This window comes from Sorangium sp. So ce1335 (assembly GCF_051521615.1).
Taxonomy (GTDB): domain Bacteria; phylum Myxococcota_A; class Polyangia; order Polyangiales; family Polyangiaceae; genus Sorangium.
In genome coordinates this window covers 4,759,038-4,784,808 of sequence record NZ_CP150363.1, presented here as the reverse complement: position 1 = coordinate 4,784,808, position 25,771 = coordinate 4,759,038, and the positions used below count along the sequence as shown (strand labels likewise).

Here is a 25,771-nt window from a genome sequence, read left to right as displayed (position 1 = left end):
GATCAGCCCATGGCCACCATCCGCTTCTACCGCGCCGGCGACGCCCACGGGTGCTTCTCCAACTTCTCGCCCCACCCGGTCACGCTGAAAGGCAAGGTGTGGCCCACGAGCGAGCACTACTTCCAGGCCCAGAAGTTCCCCGGCACCCGCCACGAGGAGGAGATCCGCAACGCCCCCGGCCCGGGCGAGGCGGCCCGCATGGGCCGACAGCGGAGCCGGCCGCTGCGCCCGGACTGGGAGCAGGTGAAGGACGACATCATGCGCGAGGTGGTGCTGGCGAAGTTCACCCAGCACGAGGATATCAGGCGCACGCTGCTCGAGACAGGAGACGCCGAGCTCGTCGAGCACACGAAAAACGACGCCTACTGGGCCGACGGCGGCGACGGGACCGGAAAGAACATGCTGGGAAAGATCCTGATGGAGGTCCGCGAGGCGCTGCGTCGCTGACGGCCGACAGGGCCCCTCTCCTCGGCAGCCCCGCGTCTCCCGCGGCGAGGACGACGCCGAAGGCGCGCCTGCTTCAGGAGCGCAAGCCATGCAGGCGGAGCGCGCGCCCACCGGGACAGCGCGGCGCCCCGTGGAGCAAGTGCTTTGACGGAGACGCGGGGGCTTGTCGGGTGTACCAGGACGCCCGCCCATGAGGAGAGCATCCATGTCAAGGCGCCTGTCCTTTCCCAGACTTCTCGCCGCGGCCGGGCTGGTCGCGCTCGCGTCCTGCGGAGGCACCACCGCGGCGACGCCGCCGTCGCAGTCGGCCGCGACCCCGGCGCCGGCGGCCACCGCGCCGCCGAACGCCCCCGCGGCGCCGCGACGCGTGGAGTCGCTCGTCGACCTCGTCCCGGGCGACGCGGTGCTGGTCGCGAGCCTCCCGCAGGCCGGCGCGATCCTCGAGAGCGCGCCGGTGGTCCGGGAGGCGCTCCTCGAGGAGATCGCGGCGGCCCTGGCGCGCCAGCCCGGCGTGAGCCCCGACCTCGCCCGCGACGTCACGGCGTCGCTCGACGGCGCCATCGTGTTCGTCGGCGGCGAGGCGCCCCAGGGCGGCGCGGTGTGGGCGCTCCTCGGGCACGGATGCGCGGCGGCGCAATTCCACGACGGGGCGCCGGTCGAGCGGCTGCTGAAGGAGCTGCCGCGGGAGAACGGCAAGGACGGCACATTCGCGCTCCGGGACGACAGCGACAGGGCGATCGCCCACGGCGCGTGGCTCGCCGAGGCGCGGGTCGCCCTCCTCTGCGCCCGGCCAGAGCCGCTCGCGAGGGCCCTGCGCGTCGCGGAGCGGCGCGAACCGTCGTTCAGGAGCTCCGCGCTCTTCCAGGCCGAGCGCGCGAAGGATCCGTGGCTCGCGCTCGACCTCCACCGGCTGAGCAGAGGCGGCGCCAGCGCGCCCGAGCCCGGCTCACGGCTCTTCATGGCGCTGCCGCTGAGCAAGGACACACCCGACCTCCACGTGGAGCTCGCGGCGCTCGGGCCGGAGTATCCCCGCCTCGGCACGGTGCTCGCGGCGACGGACCATGGAGCCATGGCGAAGCTGCCCTCGGGTGCCCTCATGACGCTCGGGCTCTCCCTCCAGCGGTCGCCCGGGAAGACCGTGCGCGACGTCCTCGCCACCTTCGACCGGCTCGCCGGCGGGCCCGTTCCGGCCGCGGCCGCGGGCGCGCTCGCCGAGGTCGGGCTCGAGCTCGGCGACGTGGACAGGGCGCTCGGCGGCGAGGCCGCGGTCGGGATCTACCGGGATCCGAAGCACAAGCTCGCCCTCGCGGGCGGCGGGCGCGACGAGGCGCTCCGGCACAGCGCCGTGCTGATCGCGATCGCGACCGCGGACGCGGCGGCGCAGAAGAAGGTGTTCGACGCGGTCGCCGCGCACATGAAGCGGACATCGAAGAAGGTCAAGACCAGGCCGGGATGGGTGGCGGACGATCTCGACGCCCACAACGAGCTGAGGGCCGAATCCAGGCCAGGCTTCGTGCTGATCGGCGCCGGCGACCGCAAGTTCCTCGCTCAGGTCACCGCGCGCTTCGGGAAGGAGAAAGAATCGCTGGGCGCGAGCCCGTCGTTCGCCGAGGCGCGGGCGCGCGCGAAGGCGCCCTCGCACCTGGAGGTCCACGTGGATCGGCAGACCTTCGCGGGCCTGGTCAACGGCGCCGCGGCGGCGAGCCTCAGCGCGCTCGGCGCCTCGCCGACGCTGCTCTCGCTGACGCTCGCGCCGAGCGACCGCGGGCTCGAGCTCACGCTCGGCGGTCAGGGCGGCGTCGAGCTCCTCGGAACCGGCGCAGCGCTCGCCGTCTACGGGGTCCGGCGTTACATCGCCTCCGCGAAGGCCGCGGAGGCGAGGAACAAGTAAGCAGCGCGCCGCGAAAGCACACCGCGTCGCGCCGCGCTCACCGAGCAGCGGCTGACACGTCGCCTCAGAACTCCGCCACGTTGAACATCTGCGCCGAGACCATCCCGTCCGGTCCGTCGCTCGTGGGGTGGCTCTCCGCGACACCGCTGATCACGCCGTCCACGCCGGTGCTGCTCAGCGTGCCATTCAGGTAGACGAACACCTTCCTGAACTCCGCCGGGTTGACCTCGGTGACCTCGTACGTGCCCTGGAGCGCGTCGAGATCGATCCTGTAGGTGAAGCTCGCCGAGCTGGCCTGAAGGGCCCTGAGCGTGACCGTGAACGTCTCGTCGAACGCGCCGTCCTCCGTCGCGAAGGCCAGCGGGACCTCGATCTGCAGGTGATCGGCGCAGTCGACGGCGAGCGCCAGCTCGGCGCCGCCCGATCCGCTGCTCGGCGGCGTCGTGGACTGGACGAAGCGCGCGGAGATGATCTCGCCCAGCGAGAGGGTCGCGGTCGTGCTGCCGCCCTTCGCCCACGTGAGCGGGGCGGAGCGCTCGCCGGAGAGCGCGGAGACCACGTCCTCGGCCGAGAAGCCCAGCGGGGAGACCGCGTCGGCGGCGATGGCCTCCCCCTCCTCGTGGCACCCCGACGCGATCTCGCCGCCCTCGACTCCGCCGATCTGGCCGCTCTTCGGGCCGCCGCCGGCGACATCGATGCACCCGAAGAGCCCAGCGCTCGTCACCGCCACGAGCCCCAAAGAAAGCCAACGCCGATCGCGCATGTTCCGATCCTCCTGCGGCCTACCTTGCGTTCGCCCGCGGGGCGGCGCCAGCTCAGCTTCGCACATTTCATACCGCAACTGGGCCTATCCATGTGCGAATCTGCGATACATGGATCACGAATCCCTCGCGCAGGAGCTGATCCGGGCCCTCCGCGGCCGGCGCTCGCAGCGCGCCTTCAGCCGGCGGCTCGGGTTCCGCACGAACGTCGTCTACACGTGGGAGTCGGGGCGGCGCTGGCCCACCGCGGCCACGTTCCTCGCGGCGGCGCGGCGCGCTGGTGTCGACGTCGCGGGGGCCGTGGGGCGCTTCTTCCCGTCGCAGCCGGCGTGGCTCGCGCACACCGACCCGGCGTCGGCGGAGGGCGTGGCGGCGCTCCTCGCCGAGATGCGCGGGATGTCGCCCATCGTCGACGTGGCGCGGCGCGCGGGCAGGAGCCGGTACGCCGTCGCGCGCTGGCTCTCGGGCGAGGCCGAGCCGCGGCTGCCGGACTTCCTGCGGATGGTCGAGGCGTGCTCGCTGCGCCTCCTCGACTTCGTGGCCCTCTTCGCGGACCCGGCGGCGCTCCCGGCGGCGAGCGCGGCGTGGCGCACGCTGGAGGCCCAGCGCCGCGCCGTCTACGAGGAGCCGCTGCTCCCCGCCATCCTCCTCGCCCTGGAGATGCCGTCGTACAAGGCGCTGCCGCGCCACGAGCCGGGGTGGATCGCGCGGCGGCTCGGGTTCCCCGTCGAGGACGAGGCGCGCTGCCTGGAGCGGCTCGCCGAGGCCGGGCAGATCCGGAGGAGCCGCGGGCGGTGGAGCGTCGCGCCGATCCGGACCGTGGACACCCGCCCCGACCCGGACGCCGAGCACCGGCTCAAGTGCTTCTGGGCCGGCGTCGGGCTGGAGCGCCTCTCGCGCAAGGCAGAGGGGCGCTTCTCGTTCAACGTCTTCACCGTCTCCGAGGCCGACCTCGCGAAGCTGTCCGAGCTCCACGTGAGCTATTACCAGAACATGCGCGCGGTGATCGCCGAGTCACGGCCGCCCGAGCGCGTCGTCGTCGCCAACCTGCAGCTCTTCCCGCTCGACGGGGACTGAGCCGCTCACGACGGCGCGACGATCCCGCCGTGCCGCGATCGGCGCAGGGATCCACGATGCACACGTTCCACGCTTCCACGCTTCCACGCGACGCGCGCGGTTCACACGAATCACACCATTTCCACGAAGGTTCCCACGAATCGCGCGCTCACGCGCGGCTCACACGATCGCGAACGCGCGGACCGGGAAGGTGCCGAAGGCGCGGACCTTGACCGGGACGGCGAAGAGACGGGCGCCGGCGGCGGGGAGCTCGTCGAGCGCCGTCATGTGCTCGCAGATCGGGATGTCCGCGCCGAGCAGGATCGAGTGGACCGGCCGCGTGGGGTCCGCCGTGTCGTCGATGTTGTAGGTATCGACGCCGACGAACGCGACGCCCGCGCCGGCCAGGAGCCGCGCCGCGTCGCGCGTGAGGAACGGGTGGCCCTCGAAATAGCGATCGGTTCGCCAGTGCTCGCTCCAGCCCGTGCGCACGAGGACGGCCTTGCCCGCGAGGTCGAGCCCGGCGAACGCGTCCGCGTCGATCGCGCGCGCGGGCCGGTCCCGCGCCTCGACGACGACGCTCTCCAGATCGGCGAGCGACTCGAGCCGCAGGTCGGCGATATCCCTGCCGCCCGCATAGCGATGGAACGGGCTGTCCACGTAGGTGCCCGTGTTCGCGACCATGTCGATGCGGCCGATGTGGAATTCGACGCCTTCCGCGTACACCGCGCGCGACTGCTCGCGCGAGAGGAAATCGCAGATCACGGGGGCCGGCACACCCCGGTACGTCGTCATCCCGTGCTCGACGGTGTGGCTGAGATCGACGAGGCGTCGTGATAGGGAGGTCGTCACTGTCGCTCCTTGGGGGGCCTCGACACCATCGCGGCGCGACGGAGCCTCCGTCGCCCGGTCAGGTCGCTGGCCGCCGGCAGCTTCGCCGGCAAGGCGCGAGGACGTCCAGAAATCGGGCAAGTTGACATGGTCGCACACAGGCCGATAGAGTGTGATTCGGGGATGAAGCCCCCGGCCCGAGGCACCTCGGGGCGGGCGCCTTCGGTGTCGCCTCGGCGGGCGCTGGGCCGGAGAGCATTGCGATCGAAATGGATCATCGCAGGGGGATCGGAATCGCCCGTGTGGAGAACCTTATGCCTGGGATGAAACGAGCTGTTCCGCGTCGCGCTTTCATCCTGTCGGCGCTTTTCCTTTCCGCCGGCGCCGCGGCGGGCTGCTCCAAGGAGAGGGCGGAGGCCACCCCGGTCGCACCGGACGCCCTCGACCGGGGGACGGCGGCGCCCCCCACGCCACCGTCGCCGCTGCCCGCGGCGAAGCCCTCGCAGGGCGGCGCGGTGGTCACGATCGCCAGGGAGCAGCAGGCCACCTGGGTGCGCAACTTCAACCCCCTGCTCCCCGAGGGGAATTCGCGCTTCCCGACCGTCGCCGGCATCCACGAGCCGCTGCTCATCTACAACACGATGAGGCACGAGTACACGCCGTGGCTCGCGACGAGATACGCGTGGAGCGAGGGCAACAAGAAGCTCACGTTCACGATCCGCTCCGGGGTCAAGTGGTCGGACGGTCATCCGTTCACGGCGAGGGACGTGTCGTTCACGTTCGCGCTCCTCAGGAAGCACCCCGCGCTCGATCTCGCGGGGATATGGAAGTTCCTCGGCGGCGTCGCGGCCGAGAGCGAGAACGTCGTCGAGTTCACGCTGAAGCGGCCCTATGTCCCCGGGCTCAGCTACATCGGCCACCAGCCGATCGTGCCGGAGCACGTCTGGAAGAACGTCGCCGATCCGGTCACGTTCCCGAACGAGAACCCCGTGGCGACCGGGCCCTTCACCGAGGTGAAGACGTTCCAGAACCAGGTGTACGAGCTCGGCAAGAACCCGCATTACTGGCAGGAGGGCAAGCCGGCGGTCGACGGGCTGCGCTTTCCGGCGTACCCCGGCAACGATCAGGTCACGCTGGCGCTCGTGAACGGCGAGATCGACTGGGCGGGCGCCTTCGTGCCCGACATCGAGCGGGTCTTCGTCGCGAAGGATCCGGCGCACCATCATTACTGGTTCCCGCTCGTGGGCGGCACGGCCACGCTGTACCCGAACGCCACGAGGAAGCCGTTCGACGACGTGCGCGTGCGCAAGGCGATCAGCATGGCGATCGACAGGGACCAGATCGTCAAGGTCGCGGCCGACAACTACACGCACGGCGCGGACGCGACCGGGCTCGACGACTCCTACGAGCAGTTCCGCAACATGAAGGCGGTGGAGGCGGGCGACTGGGTGAAGCTCGACGTGCAGCGGGCGAACCAGATCCTCGACGAGGCGGGGTATCCGCGGGCCACGGACGGGATCCGGACGAGGCACGGAAAGCCGCTGCGCTTCGAGATCAACGTGGTGAGCGGCTGGTCGGACTGGGTCCGCGCTGTCCAGATCATCACGCAGAACCTGCAGAGCATCGGCATCGACGCGTCGATGAGGACGTACGACTTCAGCGCTTTCTACGAGGCGCTGCAGAAGGGCATGTTCGAGCTGGCGATGGGCTGGACCACCGTGGAGCCGACGCCGTACAACTTCTACCGCGATCTGATGAGCGCGGAGCTCGTGAAGCCGGTCGGCGATATGGCCGCGCGCAACTGGCACCGGTTCGGCGCGAGGGAGGCCGACACGCTGTTCCACGCGTTCGAGCGGGCGACGGACCCGGCCGAGCAGCGGCGCATCCTGGACGCGCTTCAGATGATCTTCGTGGAGACGGCGCCGGTGATCCCGCTCTTCAAGAACCCGTCCTGGGGCGAGTACAGCACGCAGCGGTTCACCGGGTTCCCCACCCTGGAGAACCCGTACGCGAAGCTGACGCCGAACAGCGCGCCGGAGTACCTGCTCGTCCTCGTCGAGCTCCGGCCGAGGTGACGGCGCCGGCCGAGCGGGGGCCGCAGCTCAGTTCGTGTCCTCGGAGACAGGTCTCGGCGTCACGTCCAGGTTCGCGGCCGTGACGCCGCCCTCGTCGACGCTGACCGCCTGGCCCACCGCGGTGCCCGTGGCGCTGATCACGTAGTTGCCCGCGGCGAGGGAGGGCACCCGGAAGGCGCCGTCCTGGTCCGTCACCGGCATGTGACGCTCGAAGCCTCGCGCGCGGCCGCGGTTGGTGGCGATGATGAGCTGTATCCCGGCGAGGGGCCTGTCTCCGGCGGTGACGCGCCCGCGGAGCTCGCCGGTGCCCGCTCCGAAGAGGGAAATATCGCGCTTCACCGACTCACCCTGCTTGAGGTTCACGGACACCATGGTCGCCCGGGTCCCTTCACGGAGCTCGATGCGCGTCATGCCGTCAGGGAGGTCGTCGACGTGAAAGCGCCCCTCGGCGTCGGTCATGGCGCTCACGAAGCCGATGGACCGGGCCAGGAGCGTGAGCTTCGCGCCGGGGATCGGCGAGCCGTCCTCGCGGCGCGCCACGCCGCTGATGCTGCCGCCGGGAGACATGACGACCTTGACCGGCTCCACCTTGCCACAGTCGGAGATCGCCATGGCCAGCGTGGTCACCGCGTGGCTCCCGTCGTAAGCGCGCACGCGGACGTCGCCCGTGGGCACATGATCGAGCTGGAAGGTGCCGTCTTCCCCGGTCTGCGTTTGCTGCACGTCGGCCGAGGATTTCATGGCCAGCTCGCTCAGGGAGCTCGTGCCGAGGCGCGCCTCGGCGTCGACGAACACGCCGGGCAGCGGGGTGCCCTCCTGGTCCTCCACCCTGCCCGAGAGGGGGCACCCGCGGGAGAGCGAGAGCTCCACCGTCGCCGTGTCGCCGGCCTCGACGTAGAGCGAATCGGAGAACGTCGGGGCGTGCTCCTCGGCCGTCACCTTGAGGATCACGTCCCAGAGCGGGATCTGGTCGATGCGGAACGACCCATCGGGGCTGTCGAACGTGCTCGAGTACATCGGCGGCGGCGCCGGCACGTCGTCGGGAATGTCGGAGAGCACATCGATGGTGAAGCGGCGCACCGGCGCCCTGCGCTCGTCGAGGACGCGCCCGGTGATGACGCCGCTCCGCGAGAGCACGAGGCTCACGGTGTCGCCGCCGTGCGCGACCGCGTTCGTGGGGCCGTAGCCGGCCAGGTCGGCCTTGAGCTGGTACGTGCCGTCCGGCAAGCTGAGCTCGAAGCGCCCCCGCTCATCGCTCTTCACGGAGCCCGCGGCCGAGGGGATGTTGCCGGCGATCTCGAAGGTCGTGGCGATGACGGTCGCGCCCGCGAGCGCGTTGCCGTCTGTGTCGTAAACGCCCCCGACGATCCGCGGGCGCTCGGGATCGCGAGGCCCCGGCGGCGCGGCCGGCCTCAGGACGGCCCGGTTCCGGTAGGTGGAGGCCTTCTTCGGTGTCTCGCCTTCGGCCTCGATGCTCGCGGAGAGGGTCCCTTCGGCGCCGGGACGGGCCAGCAGCAGCACCGCGGCCGCGCTCGCGAGCAGTACGAGCAGGAGGAGCCTGGCAAAGTACCGATGAAGGATGCTTGTCGGTGAGCTGTGCTGTTGCATCGTCGAGTCTCCAGGTGGCGTACCCGGGCGATCGCGCGGTCGTGCGGCGGACGCCTCGCACAAAAAGGGAGAGCCGCCGGCGCCCGCCGGCGGCTCCCTGCCCGATGCAGACCGGATCGCGCGCTGCGGCCGTCACCGGAGCTCCCGGACGCGTCCCGGGAGCTCCAGCCGGCGGCCGCCGCCCTGCGGCGCTCCGGGGCGCGCGTCGAGGATCAGGGCTCGGTGGCCTACTCCTCGCCCTCCTCCTCCTCTTCCGGCTCCTCCGGCTCCTCCGCCTCCCCGTCTGCGATGTGGATGCCGTAGTTCGTGTAGCCGAGCCCGCGGAAGCTGACCGTGCCGTAGATGTCGCCCGCGCCCGTCGCGGCCGCCGAGAGCGCCCTGATCGTCTTCTTCTGGTTGTTGTAGTCGAAGCCCTTGCTCACCTGGTTTGGACTGTTGATCACGTAGGTGGCGATTGACTCCTTGGAGTTCTCCCGGCAGTCGTAGTGGCCGGACTTCTGCTTCTCCCAGAGATAGAGGTTGGCGGTCAGCGGCAGCTCGGCGGCGTTCTTCCACTTGCAAATGTACTCGCACCACTCCGTCGGATAGCCGAGGATCTCGCCTTCCTCGTCCGCCCTGTACTGCGGCGGATCACACCGCAGCGTGCCTACCTCGACGTCCTCACGATCGTACTCGATCACCACCGTCTTCTTCACGCTGATGTCCAGCGCCATGGCGCTGGTGGAGAACGACGCGGCGACGATGACGATCGAAGAAACAAGCAACTTCTGCATGGAACCCTCCCATCACGACCACAGAGGAACGATCCAGCGCCGGGGCAGCTCTCCCGGCGCACGGCTCCACATCGGCAGGTGCGCTCCAGCGACGTTCATCGCCTGCTCACCGGCCTCCGCGGGCCCAAGAGCGGTCGCGCGCTCGACTGAGCTCTGCGCGACAGCGAGCGGTAAGCTATTCCACGACTGCGCCGGTGCAAGAGCTATTTCGAGCCTTGGATTTGTTTCGGGTTCGTCGCGCTGGACAAAAAGGCTGCTTGTCCAAACTCGCCATCTTGCTGGCGTACAGGGATCGTCCTCGCCCCAATGTCCTCGTCGCGTTCTGTCGCGCGTGCGCCGACGGCAGTCCGGACGCCAGGTGTCGGCCGGCTCGAACCCGGCGGAGGGCGTTCGAGCCGAACGAACGTCGCGGCGCGCGAGCCGCGACGTGACGGCGAACGCTGCCGGGACGAGCGCGCGCTCGTCCGGGGCGTGCGCCTCACGCGCAGCGCAGCTCGGGGAGCCCAGGCGCCGCCGGCTCACGGCCGGGCGGGGCTCAGCCGGAGATCAAGGCCGCGTGACGACGAGGCCGTCGTTCTGCACCGAGATCAGAGCCGCGTGACGACGAGGCCGTCGTTCTGCACCGAGATGCGGGCGGGCTTGCCGCGGTGCTCGTCGGGGATCTCGTCGGCCATGAGGTAGCGGCCGGCGATGGAGACGAACTCCGCCTCGAGGCTCATGCAGAAGATGCTCGCGTCGGCGTTGTTGTGGGCGCCCGCCATGGCGCGGCCGCGGAGCGGCGCGTAGACGTGGATGTTGTCGTTGGCGATGAGCTCCGCGCCCGAGCTGACAGGCGAGAGGACAACGAGGTCGCCGTGGGGCACATAGATGACCTGCCCGCTGCGCACCGGGTGCCGGACGGTGAGCCCGGCCGGCGGCGGCTCGGCCGCGTCGGGCGGCGGCGCGGCCTCGCGCTGGCGGCGGGCGGGCCCGGCCGCGCCGCGATCCGCCGTCGCGCCGGCGCCGCGGTCCGCTGCCGCGGGCCCCACCGCCACGGGCGCGGGCGTCGGCGTGTTCCCCTCGGCCGGCGCCTGGCGCGGCGCGCGCGAGAGCGGCGTCCGCAGCACGCCGAGGCCGGCGGCGACGGCGCGCTCGCGCTGGGCGTCGGTCGGGTTGCGCACCGCGATGGGAACGAGGTTGTGCTTCCGCAGGAGGTGCGCGAGGGCGCCGAGATCGACGTGCTCGTCCCCGAGCGCCTCGAGGTCGAGGAGGATCGGCAGGTGCAGGAAGAAGTGCGGCATCTGCGAGATGTGGTGGGCGAGCTGACGCTCGACGGCCGAGACGTCCGCCGTCTTCAGGCAGAGCATCGTGATGGCGGGCATCGTGCCCTTGAGCGCAAACGCCTGCTGCTCCTGCCGCTTCTCCCCTCGCCTGCCCGACACCATCGCTGTCCTCGCTCGCAAAAAGGTGCTTCCGCGGCGGCACTGTACCCCGGATCCGGCAGCGCGCGCGGGAAAAACCGGACGGCGCTCCCGACCGGATCCGCCGGCGCGCGCGGGAAAGACCGCCTGGCGCCGCGGGCGTCGCGCGGGCGGGGACGTCGACGCGCGCTCGCGTCCACGTCCCCGCCCGCGCCCGGCGACGCGCGCCCCGCGGCCGCGCGTCGCCGGTTGGCTGGCCCCCTCGGGGGGTGCTAACGGTGGTTTGGCCATGCCTGCCGAGCGCCGCGCCTCCGTACTGCGGCTCGATTCCCTCCTCCGCCCGTCGCCCTCGCCGTCCGCTTCCTCCCCGTGCGCGGGCTCCCCGCCGATCGACGCGCTCGATCGCCACTTCGCCCTCGAGATACCGCGTGTCTTCTCCGAGCCGGAGCGCGCCGCGCTGATCGCCGGGGTCCGCGCCGCCCGCGCCGAGTGGACCGCCGACTTCGGAGGCGAGCAGTTCTCGCTGGGACGCGCCTTCTACACGCACCTGGAGACCGGGCGCTCGCGTCTCTACTTCGCCGACGCGGCCGCCTCGGACGCGCGCGTCGAGCGCCACCTCCCCGGCCTCCAGCGCCGGATGCGCGAGCTCGTCGCGGCGCTCACCGGCGGCCTCGCGCAGCCCCGGCGCGGCTTCTGCGGGCCCGGCGTGCACATCTTCCCCGCCGGGGAGAAGGTCGCGCGCGAGGGCGGCGTCGTCCACTTCGACACGGAGGGGCTCTCCGACTACCACCTTGCCCGGCGGCTCCGCGCCATCACCGCTGTCGTGATGCTCGATCTGCCGGAGGCGGACGGCGGGCTCAAGCTGTGGGACGTCCTCTACGACGGGCGGGACGACGCGACCGACGAGGCGCGCGCCGCCCGGAGCCTCGTCGCGCGCTACAGCCCCGGCGGCGCGCTCGTCATCGACAGCTACCGCCTGCACCAGATACAGCCCTTCCCAGGCGACCGCGACCGAATCTCCGCCACCGTGCACGCCGCGGAGATCGACCGTGGGCGCTGGGAGACGTGGTTCTAGACTTGACGAGCCGGATTTCGAGCCGCCAAGCGCGCCAGGGACGCCAAGAAGAGACAGAGTCTTGACGTCCCTGGCGCCCTTGACGGTGCATTTCTCGGCTGATCAGCCCAATCGGCGCTCTGGCCAGTTACAGTCAACGGCACGAGACGCTGGCGCAGGAGGCTAAAGGCTGCTCACCAACATCCCACGGCAGATGGACCCAGGTAAATGGCCGCACGGGCGTCACGTCGACCCGTCCACACGAGGCTGTACGATGGGGTGCGGCCACGCGAAGCTCTTTCGGATAGCGCCTGGAATTCGTTGGCTCGCGAGGACGCTGCGACCAGGCAAGGCTGGCCGGAAAGGAGTTCATCATGCGGTGATTCATGAAGTATCGAAGGTCCACGATTTCATTCGAGGAACCAGGTGTGCGAGCCGCCGGGGAGGATCTTGAAGGGCCGCATGATGCCCCCGATTCTGTTGCACCGCTCAGCGTCGTCGCTGCGGAAGATCGGGTTGGTGTAACCACCGCGATCCGAAACGCAGAAGTTGCTGCTCGGCGAGTCAGACCAGATTCGTCCGCCGCCGAGCTGCTCGCAGTAAGCAAATTCAGCGTCGCCTGATACATTATCTCTCTCTCCGTTCTTGATGACCCTCCAGTGGTGCGTCGTCCAGACTCCCTCCGCGAAGCTCACCGTCGCACACGCGACGGTTATTTGCGTGTGGTTAACAATCGTGAGGTTTGTCGGGGTGGCCAGCGCGTCCGAGGGGATGAATGCGCCGATAGCCGAAGCACCGACAGCGATGGAGGCGGACACGATCGAGCGTTTCATGCATGAGTCTCCCGATGTTGCGTGTGAGCACATATGCTCGGCACGTAGACACCCGGAGCAACATTCGCGCCCGCAGATCGCCCGGCCGGGTTTGCCGTTCGGATAGCGTTTGGACGTCCTAGACGATCTGCCGCAGGTAGTGGAACTTCGGATCCTTCAGATCCTCGGCCGTGAGCGCCCACCCCTCGTCCCGGGGGATCAGGTACATGACGTCGGACTTGACGCTGGCGAAGCTCACGTGTCCGAGGTTCTGGAGGATGTGGCCGAACACGTCGCGACGCCAGAGGCGGTTTTGCGGGACGTCGCAGACCGCGCGCAGCATGCGATCCGTCGGCGAGCCCTGGACGAGCAGGAACGCCATCGTGAAGGTCAGGTAGCGCGGCTGGCCGCGGTAGGCGTCGGGCGTGCCGGACGGGCCCTTGCGCGCGCCCTCCTCGGTGATCATGCCGCGGGACCACATGCCGTAATCGTTGAGCGCGCGGGAGTTGTCGTCGAAGTAATCCCAGCACCCCTTCTCGAGGACGTGCAGGTTCGAGAGGAGCGCCACCTGCGCGCGGCGGTACTGGTGCCACTTCTGGTTCAGGCTCAACGTCCTGTATTGAGTCAGGATCGACCCGTGCAGGGTGCGCTGCAGCTGGCTCCCGGGGTCCATGCGCGCGCACACCTCCATCGCGAAGATCGAGTGCTCCACGTTCAGCCTCCGTACCCGCCCGAGGCGCGGTTCCACGAGCCGCTCCGGCTGAGCGCCGCGCCGAGGATCGCGCCGGTGCCGAGCGCAACGACGACAGGCACCGTCCCGAAGGTCTCCGGGACCGGCTGCGCCCCGCCCAGCGAGGTGCCCGAGAACGGCGTCGCGCGCGACGTCGGCACGTAGTGCTTGCCCGGCCGCCGCACGGCCGGCTCGACGGGCACCGGCGCGGGCGGCGGGCCCCACGGATAGTCCACCCAGAACCAGCCGTGCGTCGCGGCGCGACCGCCATAGTAGTATGGAGGCCACTCGTCCGTGGCGCCCGCCGGCGTCGGCTCCCCGGCGTCCGCGGAGAAGACGCTGGCCGCGATCATGCCCACGTCGATCTGGCGCATCCGGTAGGCCACGAGGTCGTCGTTGAGGTCGTCGGACTCGACGGCATCCATCTCCGTTGGCACCACGTACAGCACGTGACGGACCCCGCGGGCCCAGAGCGCATCGGCGGCCGGCAGCCTCGCGACATACCGGTTGTCGAACTGCGTCGCGTCGTCGGAGTACGCCGAGAGCCGCTGCCGATCGAGGACGAGCATCGTCGCGCGGGGGCCCGATGGCGGGCGGGCGAAGAGCGGCTGGTAGTACGCCGCCGCGGCGAGCGTCAGGTGCGCCTTGACCACGCCGCGCGGGTGCGGCCAGTTGTCGAACGTGAACACCGGCTCGAACGCCTCGGCCGCGCCGGCGGCGAAGGCGACCGACTCGGGGCCGTCCAGGTCCACGAGGACAGCGATGTCGCGCCGGAGGCCGCTCGGCGTCCGGGCGGCGAGGAGCAGGGACGCGAGCGCCTTGCCGCTCCGGTACGCCCGGTCCATGGCCGGCGTGAAGATCGGCCGGAGCACCGTGCCGAGCGGCGTCACGGGCGCCGGATCGCCCTCGGGGACGAGCGTGGGCGCCGCGTAGGGCGACTCGAACAGCGAGGGCACGTAGTAGGCGCGCAGGGACTCGTCGGCCGGCCGGAGGTCCGTGGACATCCTCGCGAGCGCCCCCTTGTCGAACGGCTTCTTCGACTCGCCGTCGAACGTCACGCTCTCCTGCGCGGCGCCGAAGCTCCAGCCGAAGCTCCGCTGCATGTCGAGCGCGCGCTTCCTCTGGACCTCGGTGTCGTCACCCGAGCACCCGTCCGCCACGACGGCGAGCGCTGCCGCCACCCCGGAGAGCCCGACGACGCCGAGCGCGACCATGATCGCGCTCCGCCGCGACGCGTCCTTCGGCGCGTCCACGAGGCCCTTGTGCCACCAGCGGGAGCCCACGATCCCGGGCGAGTCGACGACCTCGGCCCGCTCGAACGGCTCCTCCAGCTTGCTCACGCGGCGGCCTCCTCGGCGTCGCGAGGCGCGCGCGCGGTCGACGGTGGCGGCGACGGTGGCGGCGCGGGCCGGACGGCATGGTCGCGCCGGAGCGCCTCGATGAGCTCCGGCGCGAAGGTGCCGTCGATGCGCAGCGAGTACCTGAAGAAGGGGTCTGCCTCGACGCCGTGGTAGTCGTGATCGTTGAACCAGTATGCCCGGCCGGCGACAGGCACCTTCCGCTGCGCCTGCTCGTCCCAAAGGAACAGGCGTTTGTTGCCCGCCGGACAGAGCGTGATGAAATGGTCGGGCTCGCGCTGCCCCCCCTCGCCACCGTCCCCCCGCGTCCCCTCCCCGTCCCTGTGCACCGTGCCGTGGTCGTTCGCCTCGAGCCCCATGATGTTGCAGCGCCCTACCGACGAGAAGGGCAGTCGCTTCACGAGCGCTATCGTCCTCGGGAAGAACGACCGCGCGAGGCGGGTGAAGTCCTTCCCCTCGCTCCGGCTCTTGTCGCTCCAGGTGCGGTTCGGGATCAGCTCGACATAGACCTTCCAGGGGAAATAGACCCCGTGGCGGAACTTGAGCCAGAGCATCTGCCGCCGCGAGAGCGGGATCTCGCGCTCCTCGCCGAACTCGAGCCTGTCGCGCGCGGAGGGGTCGATCGCGCTGGGGTCGTCCGAGAGGCGCTGGAAGGTGCGGAAGTCGTCGTCGCTCAGGGCGCGGATCACCTCGCCGTAGTCGGCGAGCGCCTCGCCGAGGCGCGACGGGGGCATGATGCCCATCGCGCGGTGGCTGCCGCCCGTGTAGTCGATCGGCACCTGCGTGAGCCCGAGGCAGATCTCCTCGTGGATCTCGTCGAGCGCGGAGAGATCGAGGTACGGCTCGAGGTCGATGTAGGGGCGCGCGTAGATGCCCTGAATGCCCTGAGTGCCCTCGATGGCTGCGTCGTGAGGAGGTTCGACCATGGGTGCGCCGCGGGAGCCGGGCCGCACGTGCCCGGAGAGCCTACCCATATCACAAAGGTCGGTCCGCCCCGCAAACCCGCCTACTCGGCCCCGGGGCGACGGGACAGCAGGCGCCGCAGTCCCTCCTGCAGGGTGCCGAAGGTCGGGACCCCCTCGAAATCGAGCCCGCACTCGACGAGCAGCCGCGCCGTGTGGCCCGAGATCCCGACGATCATGCACCGTGCGCCGAGGAGCTCGGCGGCGCGCACCGTGTCGCGCAGGTACCTCGCCGCCTGCGCGTCGATCTGCGGCACCCCGGTGACGTCGATGATGACGTGCTCCGCGCTGGTGGCCACGATGCTCTGCAGGAGCACCTCGAGGACACGCGCGGCGCGGTCCGGATCGATGTGGCCGATCAGCGGCACGGCGAGGATACCGCTCCAGACGCGGAGCACGGGCGTTGACAGCGCGGCGATGGCGCGCTGCTGCTCCTCGCGGACCTGGAGCTGCTCCGCCAGCTCGGCCGTCCGCTCGGCGACCGCCGCCTCCAGCTGCTGTTTCTGGGCTCGCAGCTCCTCCTCCGAGTGCTTGAGCTCTCCGACGTCCATGTGGAGCTGGATCACCTCGCGCGGCCCCGCAGGCCCGTTGACCGGGAGGAGCGCCGACGCCACCCAGCGGACTTCGCCGTACCCGGTCAGCGCGACGGCATCGTACCGGATCGTCGGCAGCCTGACGGCCTCCCCGTCGTGAAAGGCCCGCTCGACCAGGGGCAGGAACCCGCCCGCAGCGACCTGCGCGTCCTCCAGGAGGGAATACTTGCCGTGGACGTCCTCAGGACGGAGCCCCCAGAGCCTGTCCCAGCAGGGGTTTCCCTCCGCGCTGTAGCCGTCGCGGTAGATCTGGACGCTGACGACACCCCCGTCGTAGAGCGCCTGGAAGCGGCGCGCGGGGACCTCGAGCTCGGCGACGCGCCGCCGGAGACTCTCGTTCTCCCGGCGGAGCTCCTCGATCGTCTGCGCTTCGTGAGGGGCTCCGGGAGGGTCGGTGTGTACCATGCTCGTGCGTGCGGTCCAGAGGCGTTGGTCTCGCGTGATCCGCTGCGCAGCAGCGACCCCTGGCCCCGGAGGGATGGATAGAGGAGCCACGCGCGCACCGCAAGAAAGGCAGCGCACAGGCGCGGAGGCCGCGGACCGGGCGAGCGCTGCGGATGCGCCCGGGCTGCCCTCGGCGCGGCGCGGGGGGTAGCGCCGGGCTTGTGACGGTGCGGCGCGTTCTGTAGCGTGCGGCCCATGGCACTGTCCTACGTCATGGGGTTCGGGCTGGGCACCACGCTCGCTCTGCTCGCCCTCCTGCGCATCGGGCAGCGCATCTTCTCGCCGGCGCACACCGTCGCGCGCGATCTCACCGAGAGCAACGCGGCGCGGCGGCTGCTCACGGTGGGCCAGGTCCTCGCCGTGTTCCTCGTCGCCGCGAACGCCGTCAAGAACTGCCTCGACGGGTCGAGCTTCGCGCGCGACCTGCTCTGGGTGAGCGCGTTCGCGGTCGTCGGTCTGCTCCTCGTCATCGCGACCGGCCACCTCGGGATAAGGCTCCTTCTCAGGGCGCGGCTGCCGGCCGAGATCGAGCGGGGGAACGCGGCGGCGGGCCTCGCGGCCGGCGCGCACTACGTGGCGACCGGGCTCATCACGTCGCGCGCCATCGCGGGGCAGGACCTCGGCGATCTCGCGATCGCCCTCGGCTTCTTCGTGCTCGCGCAGGTCACGCTCCACGTGTTCATCTCGCTCTTCCGGGCGCTCACCACGTACGACGACGCCGAGCAGATCCAGGGCGAGAACCTCGCCGCCGCCCTGAGCTACGCGGGCGCCTCCATCGCGGTGGCGATCCTCATCGCGAGGGCGCTCGAGGGCGACTTCGAGGGGCTCTTCGTCTCGCTGAAGGGCTATGGCGGCGTGCTCCTCTACCTTCTCGCCCTCTACCCCGTCCGGCAGCTCCTCGTGCAGAGCCTGCTGCTCGGCGCGCCGCTCTCGCTGCGCGGCGGCCGGCTGGACGCCGGCATCGCGGCCGAGCGCAACGAGGGCATGGGCGCCCTCGAGGCGGCGACCTACCTCGCGACCTCGATCGCCATCGCGCGCCTCCTGTGAGCGACGCCCTCCGCGCCTACGACGCGTTCGCCGCGAAGATCGTCGAGACGGGCCTGATCACGGACCCGTGGGTGGACGGCGCGCCGCGCTTCCGCGAAGAGCCCGTGTTCGTCACGGCGGCGGAGCAGCGCGCGCTCTACCGGGCGGCCGAGGAGGTCGCGGCCGTCTACAACGAGCTTTGCCTGATCGTCGCGGACGAGCCGGCGCTGCTCGACGACTTCTTCTGTATGACGCCGTGCCAGAAGGCGATGTGGCTCTCGTCGCAGCCGCTGTGGCACGGCATCGCGCGCGCGGACGTCTTCCTGACCGACGAGGGCCCGGCGATCGCCGAGCTGAACTGCGACACGCCGACCGGCGAGGCGGAGGCGGTCGTGCTGAGCGCGCTCGCCGCGCCGGACCACCCCGGCGCGCGCGACCCGAACCTTGAGCTCGGCGACAGGTTCTGCGCGATGGTGGACGAGGTCGCGCGCGCGCTGCTCGGCGAGGCCGCGACGCGGCGCCTCGGCTTCGTGTACCCGACGGAGTTCACCGAGGATCTGTCGGTGATCCGCCTTTACCGGCGCTGGCTCGAGGAGCGCGGCTACGCGGTGATCCTCGGCTCGCCGTACAACCTCGGCCACGACGATCGCGGCCTGTCGCTCTTCGACATGCCGTTCTCCGTGCTGCTCCGCCACTACAAGACGGACTGGTGGGGAGAGCGATCGAGCGTGTGGACCGACGAGCAGATCCCCGACCCGGAGCCGCTCGTCGGCCCGCTCGGCGCCGTGCTCACCGCCGCGGCCGACGGGCGGGTCGCGATCCTGAACCCGCTCGGCGCCGTGCTGCCGCAGAACAAGCGGTCGATGGCGTTCATGTGGGAGCACATCCACCGCTTCTCGCCGCGCGCGCAGTCGGTGATAGAGCGGTATGTCCCGGTGACGTCGCGGCTCGAGACGGTGCACCCGGAGCTGCTCCTCGCGCAGCGCGAGGAGTGGGTCCTGAAGAGCGATTACGGCGCCGAGGGAGAAGAGGTGATCCTGGGGCGCCACACGCCGGACGACGTCTGGCGCGCCGCCCTGGCCAAGGCGCGCGAGGGGCGGTGGATCGCGCAGCGGTACTTCGCCGCGCTGGAGGACGAGCGGCGGGAGTCGGTCAACTACGGCGTCTACCTCGTCGCCGGCGAGGCGTGCGGCCTCTACGCGCGCGTCCAGGCGGGGATGACCGACGCGAGCGCGCTGAGCGCGCCGGCCCTCGTGCGGTAGGGTACATTGTACAAGACGGCGTACGGCCGGGGCGCCCCGCCGAGCAGGCGGGCCGTCGCGCGGCGCGCGCTCAGAGCCCGAAGAGCTCCTGGAGGAACACGCCGCCCTTGCCGGCGCCCGCGTGCGTGAAGAACAGGCGCCCCTTGCGGAGGTCGCCCCCCTCCGCGACCCACTCGGCGGCGTGCGCGCGGAGGCGGGCGATGGGGCGCGGCGGGAACGCGAACGGCGAGCGCGAGCGGTGGACGAACGTGGCGTCGTTGTCGACGGGATAGCTCGTGAACGACAGGTAAAACCACCCCTCGCGCTCGAACACGAACGGCGACTCGGTGTGTCCGCTGTTGGGCATCGCCGTCTCCGGCGCGAGCGTGAGCGCCATGGCCGGCGGGCTCCAGCGCACGAGATCCGGCGACGTGCGGTAGGCGACGCCGCTCCGCGGCGACTCCCGCGAGGCGCAGCGCGTGTAATAGATCACCCACAGATCGCCGAGCCGGACGAGCATCGGGTCGCGCGCGACGCAGACGTCCTCGAAGAGCGTCCCTCCCTGGCGGGTCCAGGTGATGCCGTCGCGCGAGCGCGCCATGCGGAAGCCGGATCGGTCGGGGTCGGGCGTGCCCACGTGAAAGACCATGACGAGGCTGCCGTCGCGGTCCTTGACCACGTGCGGCGCCCAGATCCAGCGCTCGTCGGCGAGGGCGCGCACGGCGATGGGCTCGGGCGCCAGCGAGAAGCTCGGCGAGGCGGCCTCGATCCAGCGCGCCGGCCCGGGGCCGGGCGCCGTGGCGAGCACGAACTCGCGCTCGAGCTCCGGCCGATACGGCTCGTTGTGGAAGATGCCTGTGAGGATCCACCGGCCGTCCGGGCGCTGGACGATCGAATGATCGTTCACGTAGAACGGGCCCCCGGGGAGACCGGCGGCGTCGAAGATCTTCACCGCGGGGCCCTGCGTGAGCTCGGGCGCGGGAGGCCCGGAGAAGAACCGCAGCGTGTAGCCGATCTCGCTCCACGGCGCGGGGGAGCCCGTCGCGTCGATCTCGAGGACCGGGCGCCGGTCTCCGCCGCGTTCGCCGGGGAGCAGGTCGATCCAGAGCGCGTCCTCGGCGAGCGGGCGGACGGGGTTCGCCAGCATCTCGTGGAGCACGCCGACCTCCCGCCCGTCGAGCCGCACGCGCGCCGTCTGCGGGGCCCTCGCCGCGGAGTACGCGCGCAGGAGCAGGAGACCGCGCGCGTCGTGCGGGCACTCGACCTCGATCCGGGTGATGCCGCGGCCCTCGCGGTGCCGGAAGCGCCGCCGGGGCGCCGTGCGCTCGGCGTCGATGGCCGAGAGCGCGCCGCGCCGCCGTCCGCGCGGGCGGACCTTCTGCTCGCCGATCACCCGGTGATCCGAGAAGGCATAGGAGAGGCCCAGCGAGCGAACCCGCAGCGGCGCGTAGGCGCCGGTCGGCCCGGCCTCCATGCCGAAGCGCATGCCGGAGCGGCTCACGACGGGGTCGGCCACGTGCAGGCGGTACAGGGAGTGCTCGAACCGGGCGTCTCTCCAGCTGTCCTCGGGATCGTGGACGATGAAGCGGAGCTGGCCGCTGAAAGGATTGCTGTGCGCGCCGATGAAATAGAAGCCGCCGTTGAAGTAGTCCTCGGTGCCTGTCCCGATCTGGAGGGGATACGACATCCTGTCGGTCCGGATCATCTCGTCCCCTTCGAGGTACAGCCGGTCGCCGAGGCGGCCGCCGCTGAGGTGCTCGAACAGGGCGACGAACTGGAGCGGCGCGTCGCTCTCCTCGAAGAGGGTCATCGTCGTCTCGCGTCCAGGGGCCGCCTGATCGCGGTACTGTGTGAGCAGCCGCGCGCCCGCGCGGGCGGGCGCGAGGGCGACGGCCGCCTCGATGTCCGGGATCGCCGCGCCGCCCGCGGCCTCGAGGGAGAGCGCCTCTCCGTCGGCCAGCGGGATGGGCAGGCGCGTCGCGAGCCGGCCGGCGCCCGCGGCGTCGGGCGCCCAGGCGGCGTGCAACGCGCTCCGGAAGGTGGTCCAGCCGCCGTCGTCCTCGGTGCCCATGCTGGCGAGGCCGAAGAAGAACGACGCGGGCACGGGCGGCTGCTCACCGATCCTCACCGCGAGGTCCTTCAGGCTCCCCCCGGGGATCCGGAGGTCGAGGCCCGCCACCGTCGCGGGGCCGGTCGCGAGGACGAGCGGCGCGCCGGGGCCCGGGCCCTGCCGCTGCGACCGCCTGGGAAGGGCGGCTGTCCAGTCCTCGACCATGAAGCGCGCGAGCTCCTCGGGCGTCGGGCCCGACGCGGCGCCGGGGCCCTCGCGGTAGGTGACCTGGTAGTAGATGGGAACGCCCCGGAATCGGATCTTCGCCTCGCGGGACCACGCGAACGGGACATAGCTGGTGAACGCGCCCGAGCTCGCGTCGACGCCGAGCGCGAGGGGCGATCTCCAGCTGTCCCGGCCCTCGAAGAAATCGTGGGGTGACCCGCGGAAGACCGTGTGTCCGTCGATCTCGATCCAGAGCTCCTGGTCCGGCTTGTCGAGCTCCGGGCGCATGGCCGTCATCCAGATCCGCGTGATCCTCCCCTCGCCGCGGGCATGGAAGAGGACCCTGTGGTCCCCCTCGAGCGCGACTCCGGCGCGATACCCATCATCGTTTCCGCCCGCAGGGTCGTGCGTCGTCACGCTCCGCGTGATCCACCCGGGGTGAAAGGTGAGGAGATCCTCCAGCACCGGGTCGATCGACGCGGGGTCCGACGCGACGGCGAGCGGCGCGTCGAGGAGATCGCCGGCCGCGCGAGGAATGGAGAGGTCCATGCGCGCGCCGGTGGCGGCGCCGTTGAGAACGCGTGCGCTCATGATCACAACCTAAGGGGGGACCGGGCGCCGGGTAGCCGGGACGTACAGGGCACCTCGCTTGCACCACCCCGACGCGAGATCAGGCGCGACGCTCCGGGCGCGCATTCGACGAGCAACCCATGCGCACGCGCGACGATCGACGACTTGCCGGAGGGACCTCCCGTATCGGGGCTGCCGCGCGCTGGACTGGCCTCTTCCTCGCGGTCCTCTCGGGTTCTCCGCCCGCGGGCGCGGGCGGCGCGCCGGGCCGCGCGTCCGAGCATCGCGTGGAGCAGCGGGACCCGCCGGGAATTTCCTCCACGCCGCGGATGCAGCGCGATCGCGCGGCGTACGCGGAGCGGCTCCGCGCGCTGTGGGTGGGCGCGTGCATCGCCAACTGGACGGGGCTGCGGACCGAGGGCGTCCGCGTCGAGCGGCCGTTCTTCACCGACGCCGACTGGGGAAAGCCCCTGGGCCGCGACGGGGCGCGGATCGACTTCGTGCTCCTCGACCCCTGCCCGGCCGACGACGACACGGACATCGAGTATGTCTATCTGCACCTCATGACGGAGGCGGGGACGCTCTTCCTCTCTCCCGAGCAGATCCGGGACGGGTGGCGCGCGCACATCAACGACTTCATCTGGGTCTCCAACCGGCGGGCGCGCGATCTGATGGAGCGAGGCGTGCTGCCGCCCGCCACGAGCGATCCGGCGCTCAACCCGGAGTCGCTCCACATCGACGCGCAGCTCACAACGGAGATCTTCGGCGCCCTCGCGCCGGGCGTGCCGGAGCTCGCGCTAAAGATCGCCGACCTCCCTATCCGCACGACGGCCTCAGGGCACGCCGCGCACGCCGCGCAGTTCCATGTCCTCCTGTTCTCGCTCGCGGCGACCGTCGATCCGGAGCGGCCGCGAGGCGAGGAGATCGTGCGCATCGTGCGCGAGGCCAGGCGCCACCTGCCGGACGCGTCGAAGGCCGCCGATGTCATCGATTTCGTGCTGTCTGCCTATCTCGCGAGCGAGGATCGCGACGACTGGGAGAGCGTCCGAGACGCCATTGCGCGTCGCTACCAGGAGCAGGCAAGGACGCACGGCTTCGTTTATCGAGGGTTCACGGAGTCCGCGATCAACCTGGCGACCGGGACGATGGCCCTCCTGTTCGGCGAGGGGAGCTTCCGGCGCACCGTGCAGATCGGCACGCTGTCCGGGTGGGACTCCGACAACGGCACGGCGACCATGGGCGCGCTCGTGGCGCTCCTCGGCGGGATGGACGAGCTGCGCAGGGCCTTCCCGGAGGCGCGTCTGCCCGAGCGCTACCGCGTCCACCGCACGCGGCCGACCCTGCCGGACCGGCTGCCGGAGGACGGCGAGGCCGAGGACACCTTCACGGACATCGCGCGGAGGATCGTCGCGCTCAGCGCGCGGCCGCGCGGGCGCCGCGCGCGCGCCGCGCCCGATCGACGGCGACGGCGGCGACGATGATGGCGCCCGTCGCGATCTCCTGCACCCAGCTCGGCAGCCCGAGGTGGACGCCGCCGGTGCGGATGGTCGTGATGAGCAGCGCGCCGACAAGGCTCCCCGCGACGCTCCCCTCGCCGCCCGAGAGCGCCGCGCCGCCGATGACCACCGCGGCGATGACCTCGAGCTCGAGGCCGACCGAGTCCGTCGGGTCGCCCACCGTCAGCGTCGCGAACTCCATCACGCCCGCGACGCCGGCGAGCAGGCTCGACAAGGTGTAGACGGCGATCTTCACGCGCCCCGTGTCGATGCCGCACAGCCGCGCGGCGGCCTCGTTGCTGCCGACGGCGAACACGTGGCGCCCGAAGCGCATGAAGGCGAGGACCGCGAAGACGAGGAGCGCGAGCAGCACGGTGATCCAGAGCCCGGGCGCGGTGAGGTCGGCCGAGACGAGCGCGTCGAGGCCGCGCGGATCGGCGTCGATCTTCTGCTCGGACGCGAGCCCCTTCGCCGCGCCGCGAAGCGCGCTCATCGTGCCCAGCGTGACGACGAAGGGCATCATCCGCGCGCGCCCCACGAGCGTCCCGGTGACGACGCCCGCGAGGCCCGCCGCCGCCGTGGCGGCGAGCGCCGCCGGGAGCGGCGGCACCTCCGCGCGCAGGAGCTTCGCGAGGACGACCGTCGTGAACGCGACGAGCGAGCCCGTGGAGAGATCGATCCCGCCCGTCGCGATGACGAGGGTCATGCCGATGGCGCAGATGCCGACGACCACCGTCTGACGCGCCATCGTGAGCAGGTTCTCGCTGCGAAGGAACGTGTCGGGCGTGAGCGCCGCGAAGAGCGCGTAGACGAGCACCAGGGCCACGAGCGGACCGACCCACGGGGGACGCTTCTTCACGAGGATGCCTCCAGGAGGAGCGACGCCTCCGTCCACGACGACGCGGGCCGCGGCGGATCGAGGACCCCGCGGCGGAGGATCGCGATGCGGTCGCACGTCGTCACGAGCTCGTCGAGCTGGCTCGACACGAGCACGATCGCCTTGCCACGGGCCGCGAGAGCACGGAGCAGCGAGAGCACCTGCGCCTTGCTCGCAACATCGATGCCGCGCGTCGGCTCGTCGACGAGGAGCACGTCGAAGTCCTCGCGGAGCAGCCGCGCGAGCTGGACCTTTTGCTGGTTGCCGCCCGAGAGCTCACCGGCGCGCTGGTCCGGGCCCGCGGCGCGGATCGCGAGCTTCTCGATCCAGCGCGCCGCCTCGGCGAGGAGCGAGCCCGGCGCGGCGAAGCGCGGCGCGCGCGGCGAGAGCCAGACGTTCTCGGCGATCGAGCGGCCGAGCATCAGCCCTTCCCCGCCGCGATCCTCGCTGAGGAGGCCGACGCCGCGGCGAGCGCGCAGCGCGACCGTGCCGCTGCGCTTCGGATCGAGCCCCGCGAGAATGCGGAGGAGCTCCGTCCGCCCCGAGCCAACGAGGCCGGCGATGCCGAGGATCTCTCCCCGGCGCAGCGAGAGCGACGCGCGCTGCGGCCGCTTCACGCCGGCGACGTCCCTGGCTTCGAGCACCACCTCGCCGTCGTCCGGAGGCGCTGTATCGGCCGCGTCGGCCGCCTGGATTGCGCGCGTGTCGTCGAGCGCGCGGCCGAGCATCTCGCGGACGATCCGGGCCGGCTCGACCTCGCGCGGATCGCCCTCGCCGGCGACGCGGCCGTCGCGGAGCACCGTGTACCGGTCCGCGTGCGCGCGCACGTCCGAGAGGAAGTGCGTCACGAGGAGCACCGCGAGGCCGGCGTCTCGCAGGGCCCGGACGCGATCGAAGAGGCGCGCGGCGTCGTCGCGGCCAAGGCTCGAGGTCGGCTCGTCGAGCACGAGGAGCCGCGCCGCGAGCCGCCCATCCTCGCGGAGGCCGCCCTGCGCGAGCGCCCGCGCGATCTCGACGAGCTGCTGATCGGCGACGCCGAGCGCGCCGGCCGGCGCGTCGAGCGGCACGCGGGACGGGCCACCGGCGACGAGCGCGATCGCCCGCCGCGCGACGGCGCGCGCGCTCTCGCGGTCGCGGAGGCCGAGCCCCGCGCGCGCGGCCGGCTCGATCCCGAGCATCACGTTGTCGGCGACCGTGAGGTGGGCGCAGAGCGTCCGCTCCTGCGGGACGAGGACGACGCCCGCGCGGCGCGCGCTCTCGGCCGACGCGGGCGCGTAGGGCGCTCCCCCGAGCAGCATCGCCCCGGCGTCCGCCCGCTCCATGCCGAGGAGGATGCGCGTCAGCGTGCTCTTGCCCGCGCCGTTCTCGCCGAGCAGCGCGTGGACGCTCCCGGGCGCGATCCGCAGCGAGACGCCCTGGAGCACCGCGTTCCGGCCGAACGCCTTCGCGAGGCCCGTCACCTCGAGGAGGGGCGCGCGCGCTCCGGCCACG

At 71.6% G+C, this 25,771-nt stretch carries 21 protein-coding genes; 8 read left to right on the top strand and 13 right to left on the bottom strand.

Translation table 11 applies throughout. From position 1 onward, the window contains the following. The first annotated feature begins 9 nt into the window (after window positions 1-9). Both WMF24_RS17540 and WMF24_RS17535 read left to right on the top strand, forming a co-directional pair. Window positions 10-447, top strand: a complete 438-nt coding sequence (locus WMF24_RS17540; protein ID WP_437737565.1) for an NADAR family protein — start codon at window positions 10-12, stop codon at window positions 445-447. A 205-nt stretch (window positions 448-652) separates the two neighbouring features. Beyond that, entirely contained in the window at window positions 653-2,338 is a 1,686-nt protein-coding gene (locus WMF24_RS17535; RefSeq protein ID WP_437737564.1) for a hypothetical protein, read from the top strand. Window positions 2,339-2,402: 64 nt separating this feature from the next. Here the strand turns inward: WMF24_RS17535 and WMF24_RS17530 are convergent, their stop codons facing one another. Beyond that, window positions 2,403-3,101, bottom strand: a complete 699-nt coding sequence (locus WMF24_RS17530; protein ID WP_437737563.1) for a hypothetical protein — start codon at window positions 3,099-3,101, stop codon at window positions 2,403-2,405. Between the two features lie 109 nt (window positions 3,102-3,210). On the opposite strand from WMF24_RS17530, the gene WMF24_RS17525 reads away from it, so the two are divergent. Continuing rightward, window positions 3,211-4,176: a DUF4423 domain-containing protein gene (locus tag WMF24_RS17525; protein WP_437737562.1), complete on the top strand. Its 966-nt coding sequence runs from the start codon at window positions 3,211-3,213 to the stop codon at window positions 4,174-4,176. 159 nt (window positions 4,177-4,335) lie between these two features. Here the strand turns inward: WMF24_RS17525 and WMF24_RS17520 are convergent, their stop codons facing one another. Continuing rightward, window positions 4,336-5,007 carry a cyclase family protein gene (locus tag WMF24_RS17520; RefSeq protein ID WP_437737561.1) on the bottom strand — a complete coding sequence of 224 codons (672 nt, stop codon included), beginning with the start codon at window positions 5,005-5,007 and terminating at the stop codon, window positions 4,336-4,338. Window positions 5,008-5,309: 302 nt separating this feature from the next. Between WMF24_RS17520 and WMF24_RS17515 the strand changes: the two genes are divergently transcribed. After that, window positions 5,310-7,061, top strand: coding sequence for an ABC transporter substrate-binding protein (locus tag WMF24_RS17515; RefSeq protein ID WP_437737560.1), 1,752 nt, complete (start codon window positions 5,310-5,312; stop codon window positions 7,059-7,061). 27 nt (window positions 7,062-7,088) lie between these two features. On the opposite strand, the gene WMF24_RS17510 is transcribed toward WMF24_RS17515, so the two are convergent. The 3 genes from WMF24_RS17510 to minC all read right to left on the bottom strand — a co-directional run bounded on the left by WMF24_RS17510 (window position 7,089) and on the right by minC (window position 10,866). After that, on the bottom strand, window positions 7,089-8,669 hold the full coding sequence (locus WMF24_RS17510) for an MSCRAMM family protein (protein WP_437737559.1): 1,581 nt from the start codon (window positions 8,667-8,669) through the stop codon (window positions 7,089-7,091). A gap of 227 nt (window positions 8,670-8,896) precedes the next feature. After that, the gene (locus tag WMF24_RS17505) at window positions 8,897-9,442 is read right to left on the bottom strand and encodes a hypothetical protein (RefSeq protein ID WP_437737558.1); all 546 of its coding nucleotides are present in this window, start codon (window positions 9,440-9,442) and stop codon (window positions 8,897-8,899) included. Between the two features lie 587 nt (window positions 9,443-10,029). Then, window positions 10,030-10,866 (bottom strand): septum site-determining protein MinC, encoded by an 837-nt coding sequence (gene minC / locus WMF24_RS17500; RefSeq protein WP_437737557.1) that lies wholly within the window; start codon window positions 10,864-10,866, stop codon window positions 10,030-10,032. Window positions 10,867-11,131: 265 nt separating this feature from the next. On the opposite strand from minC, the gene WMF24_RS17495 reads away from it, so the two are divergent. Further along, window positions 11,132-11,917 (top strand): hypothetical protein, encoded by a 786-nt coding sequence (locus WMF24_RS17495; RefSeq protein WP_437737556.1) that lies wholly within the window; start codon window positions 11,132-11,134, stop codon window positions 11,915-11,917. Between the two features lie 389 nt (window positions 11,918-12,306). Here the strand turns inward: WMF24_RS17495 and WMF24_RS17490 are convergent, their stop codons facing one another. The 5 genes from WMF24_RS17490 to WMF24_RS17470 all read right to left on the bottom strand — a co-directional run bounded on the left by WMF24_RS17490 (window position 12,307) and on the right by WMF24_RS17470 (window position 16,756). After that, a complete protein-coding gene (locus tag WMF24_RS17490) occupies window positions 12,307-12,729 on the bottom strand; it encodes a hypothetical protein (protein ID WP_437737555.1) in 423 nt (140 codons plus the stop codon). Window positions 12,730-12,847: 118 nt separating this feature from the next. Then, complete coding sequence (locus tag WMF24_RS17485; RefSeq protein ID WP_437737554.1) at window positions 12,848-13,420, bottom strand: hypothetical protein; 573 nt, start codon at window positions 13,418-13,420, stop codon at window positions 12,848-12,850. Between the two features lie 2 nt (window positions 13,421-13,422). Beyond that, the gene (locus WMF24_RS17480; protein WP_437737553.1) at window positions 13,423-14,778 is read right to left on the bottom strand and encodes a hypothetical protein; all 1,356 of its coding nucleotides are present in this window, start codon (window positions 14,776-14,778) and stop codon (window positions 13,423-13,425) included. Further along, entirely contained in the window at window positions 14,775-15,722 is a 948-nt protein-coding gene (locus WMF24_RS17475; RefSeq protein ID WP_437737552.1) for a hypothetical protein, read from the bottom strand. Before WMF24_RS17475 ends, WMF24_RS17480 begins: the two co-directional genes overlap by 4 nt. A gap of 80 nt (window positions 15,723-15,802) precedes the next feature. Continuing rightward, complete coding sequence (locus WMF24_RS17470) at window positions 15,803-16,756, bottom strand: STAS domain-containing protein (RefSeq protein ID WP_437737551.1); 954 nt, start codon at window positions 16,754-16,756, stop codon at window positions 15,803-15,805. 234 nt (window positions 16,757-16,990) lie between these two features. Here WMF24_RS17470 and WMF24_RS17465 point away from each other — a divergent pair, with 234 nt between their 5' ends. Beyond that, complete coding sequence (locus tag WMF24_RS17465; protein ID WP_437737550.1) at window positions 16,991-17,842, top strand: DUF350 domain-containing protein; 852 nt, start codon at window positions 16,991-16,993, stop codon at window positions 17,840-17,842. Next, window positions 17,839-19,083 (top strand): glutathionylspermidine synthase family protein, encoded by a 1,245-nt coding sequence (locus WMF24_RS17460; RefSeq protein WP_437737549.1) that lies wholly within the window; start codon window positions 17,839-17,841, stop codon window positions 19,081-19,083. Before WMF24_RS17465 ends, WMF24_RS17460 begins: the two co-directional genes overlap by 4 nt. Window positions 19,084-19,153: 70 nt before the next feature. Here WMF24_RS17460 and WMF24_RS17455 read toward each other — a convergent pair whose 3' ends face one another. After that, window positions 19,154-21,928 carry a DUF2961 domain-containing protein gene (locus WMF24_RS17455; RefSeq protein WP_437737548.1) on the bottom strand — a complete coding sequence of 925 codons (2,775 nt, stop codon included), beginning with the start codon at window positions 21,926-21,928 and terminating at the stop codon, window positions 19,154-19,156. Between the two features lie 119 nt (window positions 21,929-22,047). Between WMF24_RS17455 and WMF24_RS17450 the strand changes: the two genes are divergently transcribed. Then, entirely contained in the window at window positions 22,048-23,388 is a 1,341-nt protein-coding gene (locus WMF24_RS17450) for an ADP-ribosylglycohydrolase family protein (RefSeq protein WP_437737547.1), read from the top strand. On the opposite strand, the gene WMF24_RS17445 is transcribed toward WMF24_RS17450, so the two are convergent. Next, window positions 23,321-24,262, bottom strand: coding sequence for an ABC transporter permease (locus WMF24_RS17445; RefSeq protein ID WP_437737546.1), 942 nt, complete (start codon window positions 24,260-24,262; stop codon window positions 23,321-23,323). The two genes, WMF24_RS17450 and WMF24_RS17445, sit on opposite strands and share 68 nt — an antisense overlap. Then, entirely contained in the window at window positions 24,259-25,770 is a 1,512-nt protein-coding gene (locus WMF24_RS17440; protein ID WP_437737545.1) for a sugar ABC transporter ATP-binding protein, read from the bottom strand. The genes WMF24_RS17445 and WMF24_RS17440 overlap by 4 nt, the downstream gene beginning before the upstream one ends. Between the last annotated feature and the right edge of the window lies 1 nt (window position 25,771).

Coding starts and splice junctions, on each gene's coding strand:
- WMF24_RS17540 (WP_437737565.1), top strand. CDS start 10: ATGGCCACCATCCGCTTCTACCGCGCCGGCGACGCCCACGGGTGCTTC.
- WMF24_RS17535 (WP_437737564.1), top strand. CDS start 653: ATGTCAAGGCGCCTGTCCTTTCCCAGACTTCTCGCCGCGGCCGGGCTG.
- WMF24_RS17530 (WP_437737563.1), bottom strand. CDS start 3,101: ATGCGCGATCGGCGTTGGCTTTCTTTGGGGCTCGTGGCGGTGACGAGC.
- WMF24_RS17525 (WP_437737562.1), top strand. CDS start 3,211: ATGGATCACGAATCCCTCGCGCAGGAGCTGATCCGGGCCCTCCGCGGC.
- WMF24_RS17515 (WP_437737560.1), top strand. CDS start 5,310: ATGAAACGAGCTGTTCCGCGTCGCGCTTTCATCCTGTCGGCGCTTTTC.
- WMF24_RS17510 (WP_437737559.1), bottom strand. CDS start 8,669: ATGCAACAGCACAGCTCACCGACAAGCATCCTTCATCGGTACTTTGCC.
- WMF24_RS17505 (WP_437737558.1), bottom strand. CDS start 9,442: ATGCAGAAGTTGCTTGTTTCTTCGATCGTCATCGTCGCCGCGTCGTTC.
- minC (WP_437737557.1), bottom strand. CDS start 10,866: ATGGTGTCGGGCAGGCGAGGGGAGAAGCGGCAGGAGCAGCAGGCGTTT.
- WMF24_RS17495 (WP_437737556.1), top strand. CDS start 11,132: ATGCCTGCCGAGCGCCGCGCCTCCGTACTGCGGCTCGATTCCCTCCTC.
- WMF24_RS17490 (WP_437737555.1), bottom strand. CDS start 12,729: ATGAAACGCTCGATCGTGTCCGCCTCCATCGCTGTCGGTGCTTCGGCT.
- WMF24_RS17475 (WP_437737552.1), bottom strand. CDS start 15,722: ATGGTCGAACCTCCTCACGACGCAGCCATCGAGGGCACTCAGGGCATT.
- WMF24_RS17470 (WP_437737551.1), bottom strand. CDS start 16,756: ATGGTACACACCGACCCTCCCGGAGCCCCTCACGAAGCGCAGACGATC.
- WMF24_RS17465 (WP_437737550.1), top strand. CDS start 16,991: ATGGCACTGTCCTACGTCATGGGGTTCGGGCTGGGCACCACGCTCGCT.
- WMF24_RS17455 (WP_437737548.1), bottom strand. CDS start 21,928: ATGAGCGCACGCGTTCTCAACGGCGCCGCCACCGGCGCGCGCATGGAC.
- WMF24_RS17450 (WP_437737547.1), top strand. CDS start 22,048: ATGCGCACGCGCGACGATCGACGACTTGCCGGAGGGACCTCCCGTATC.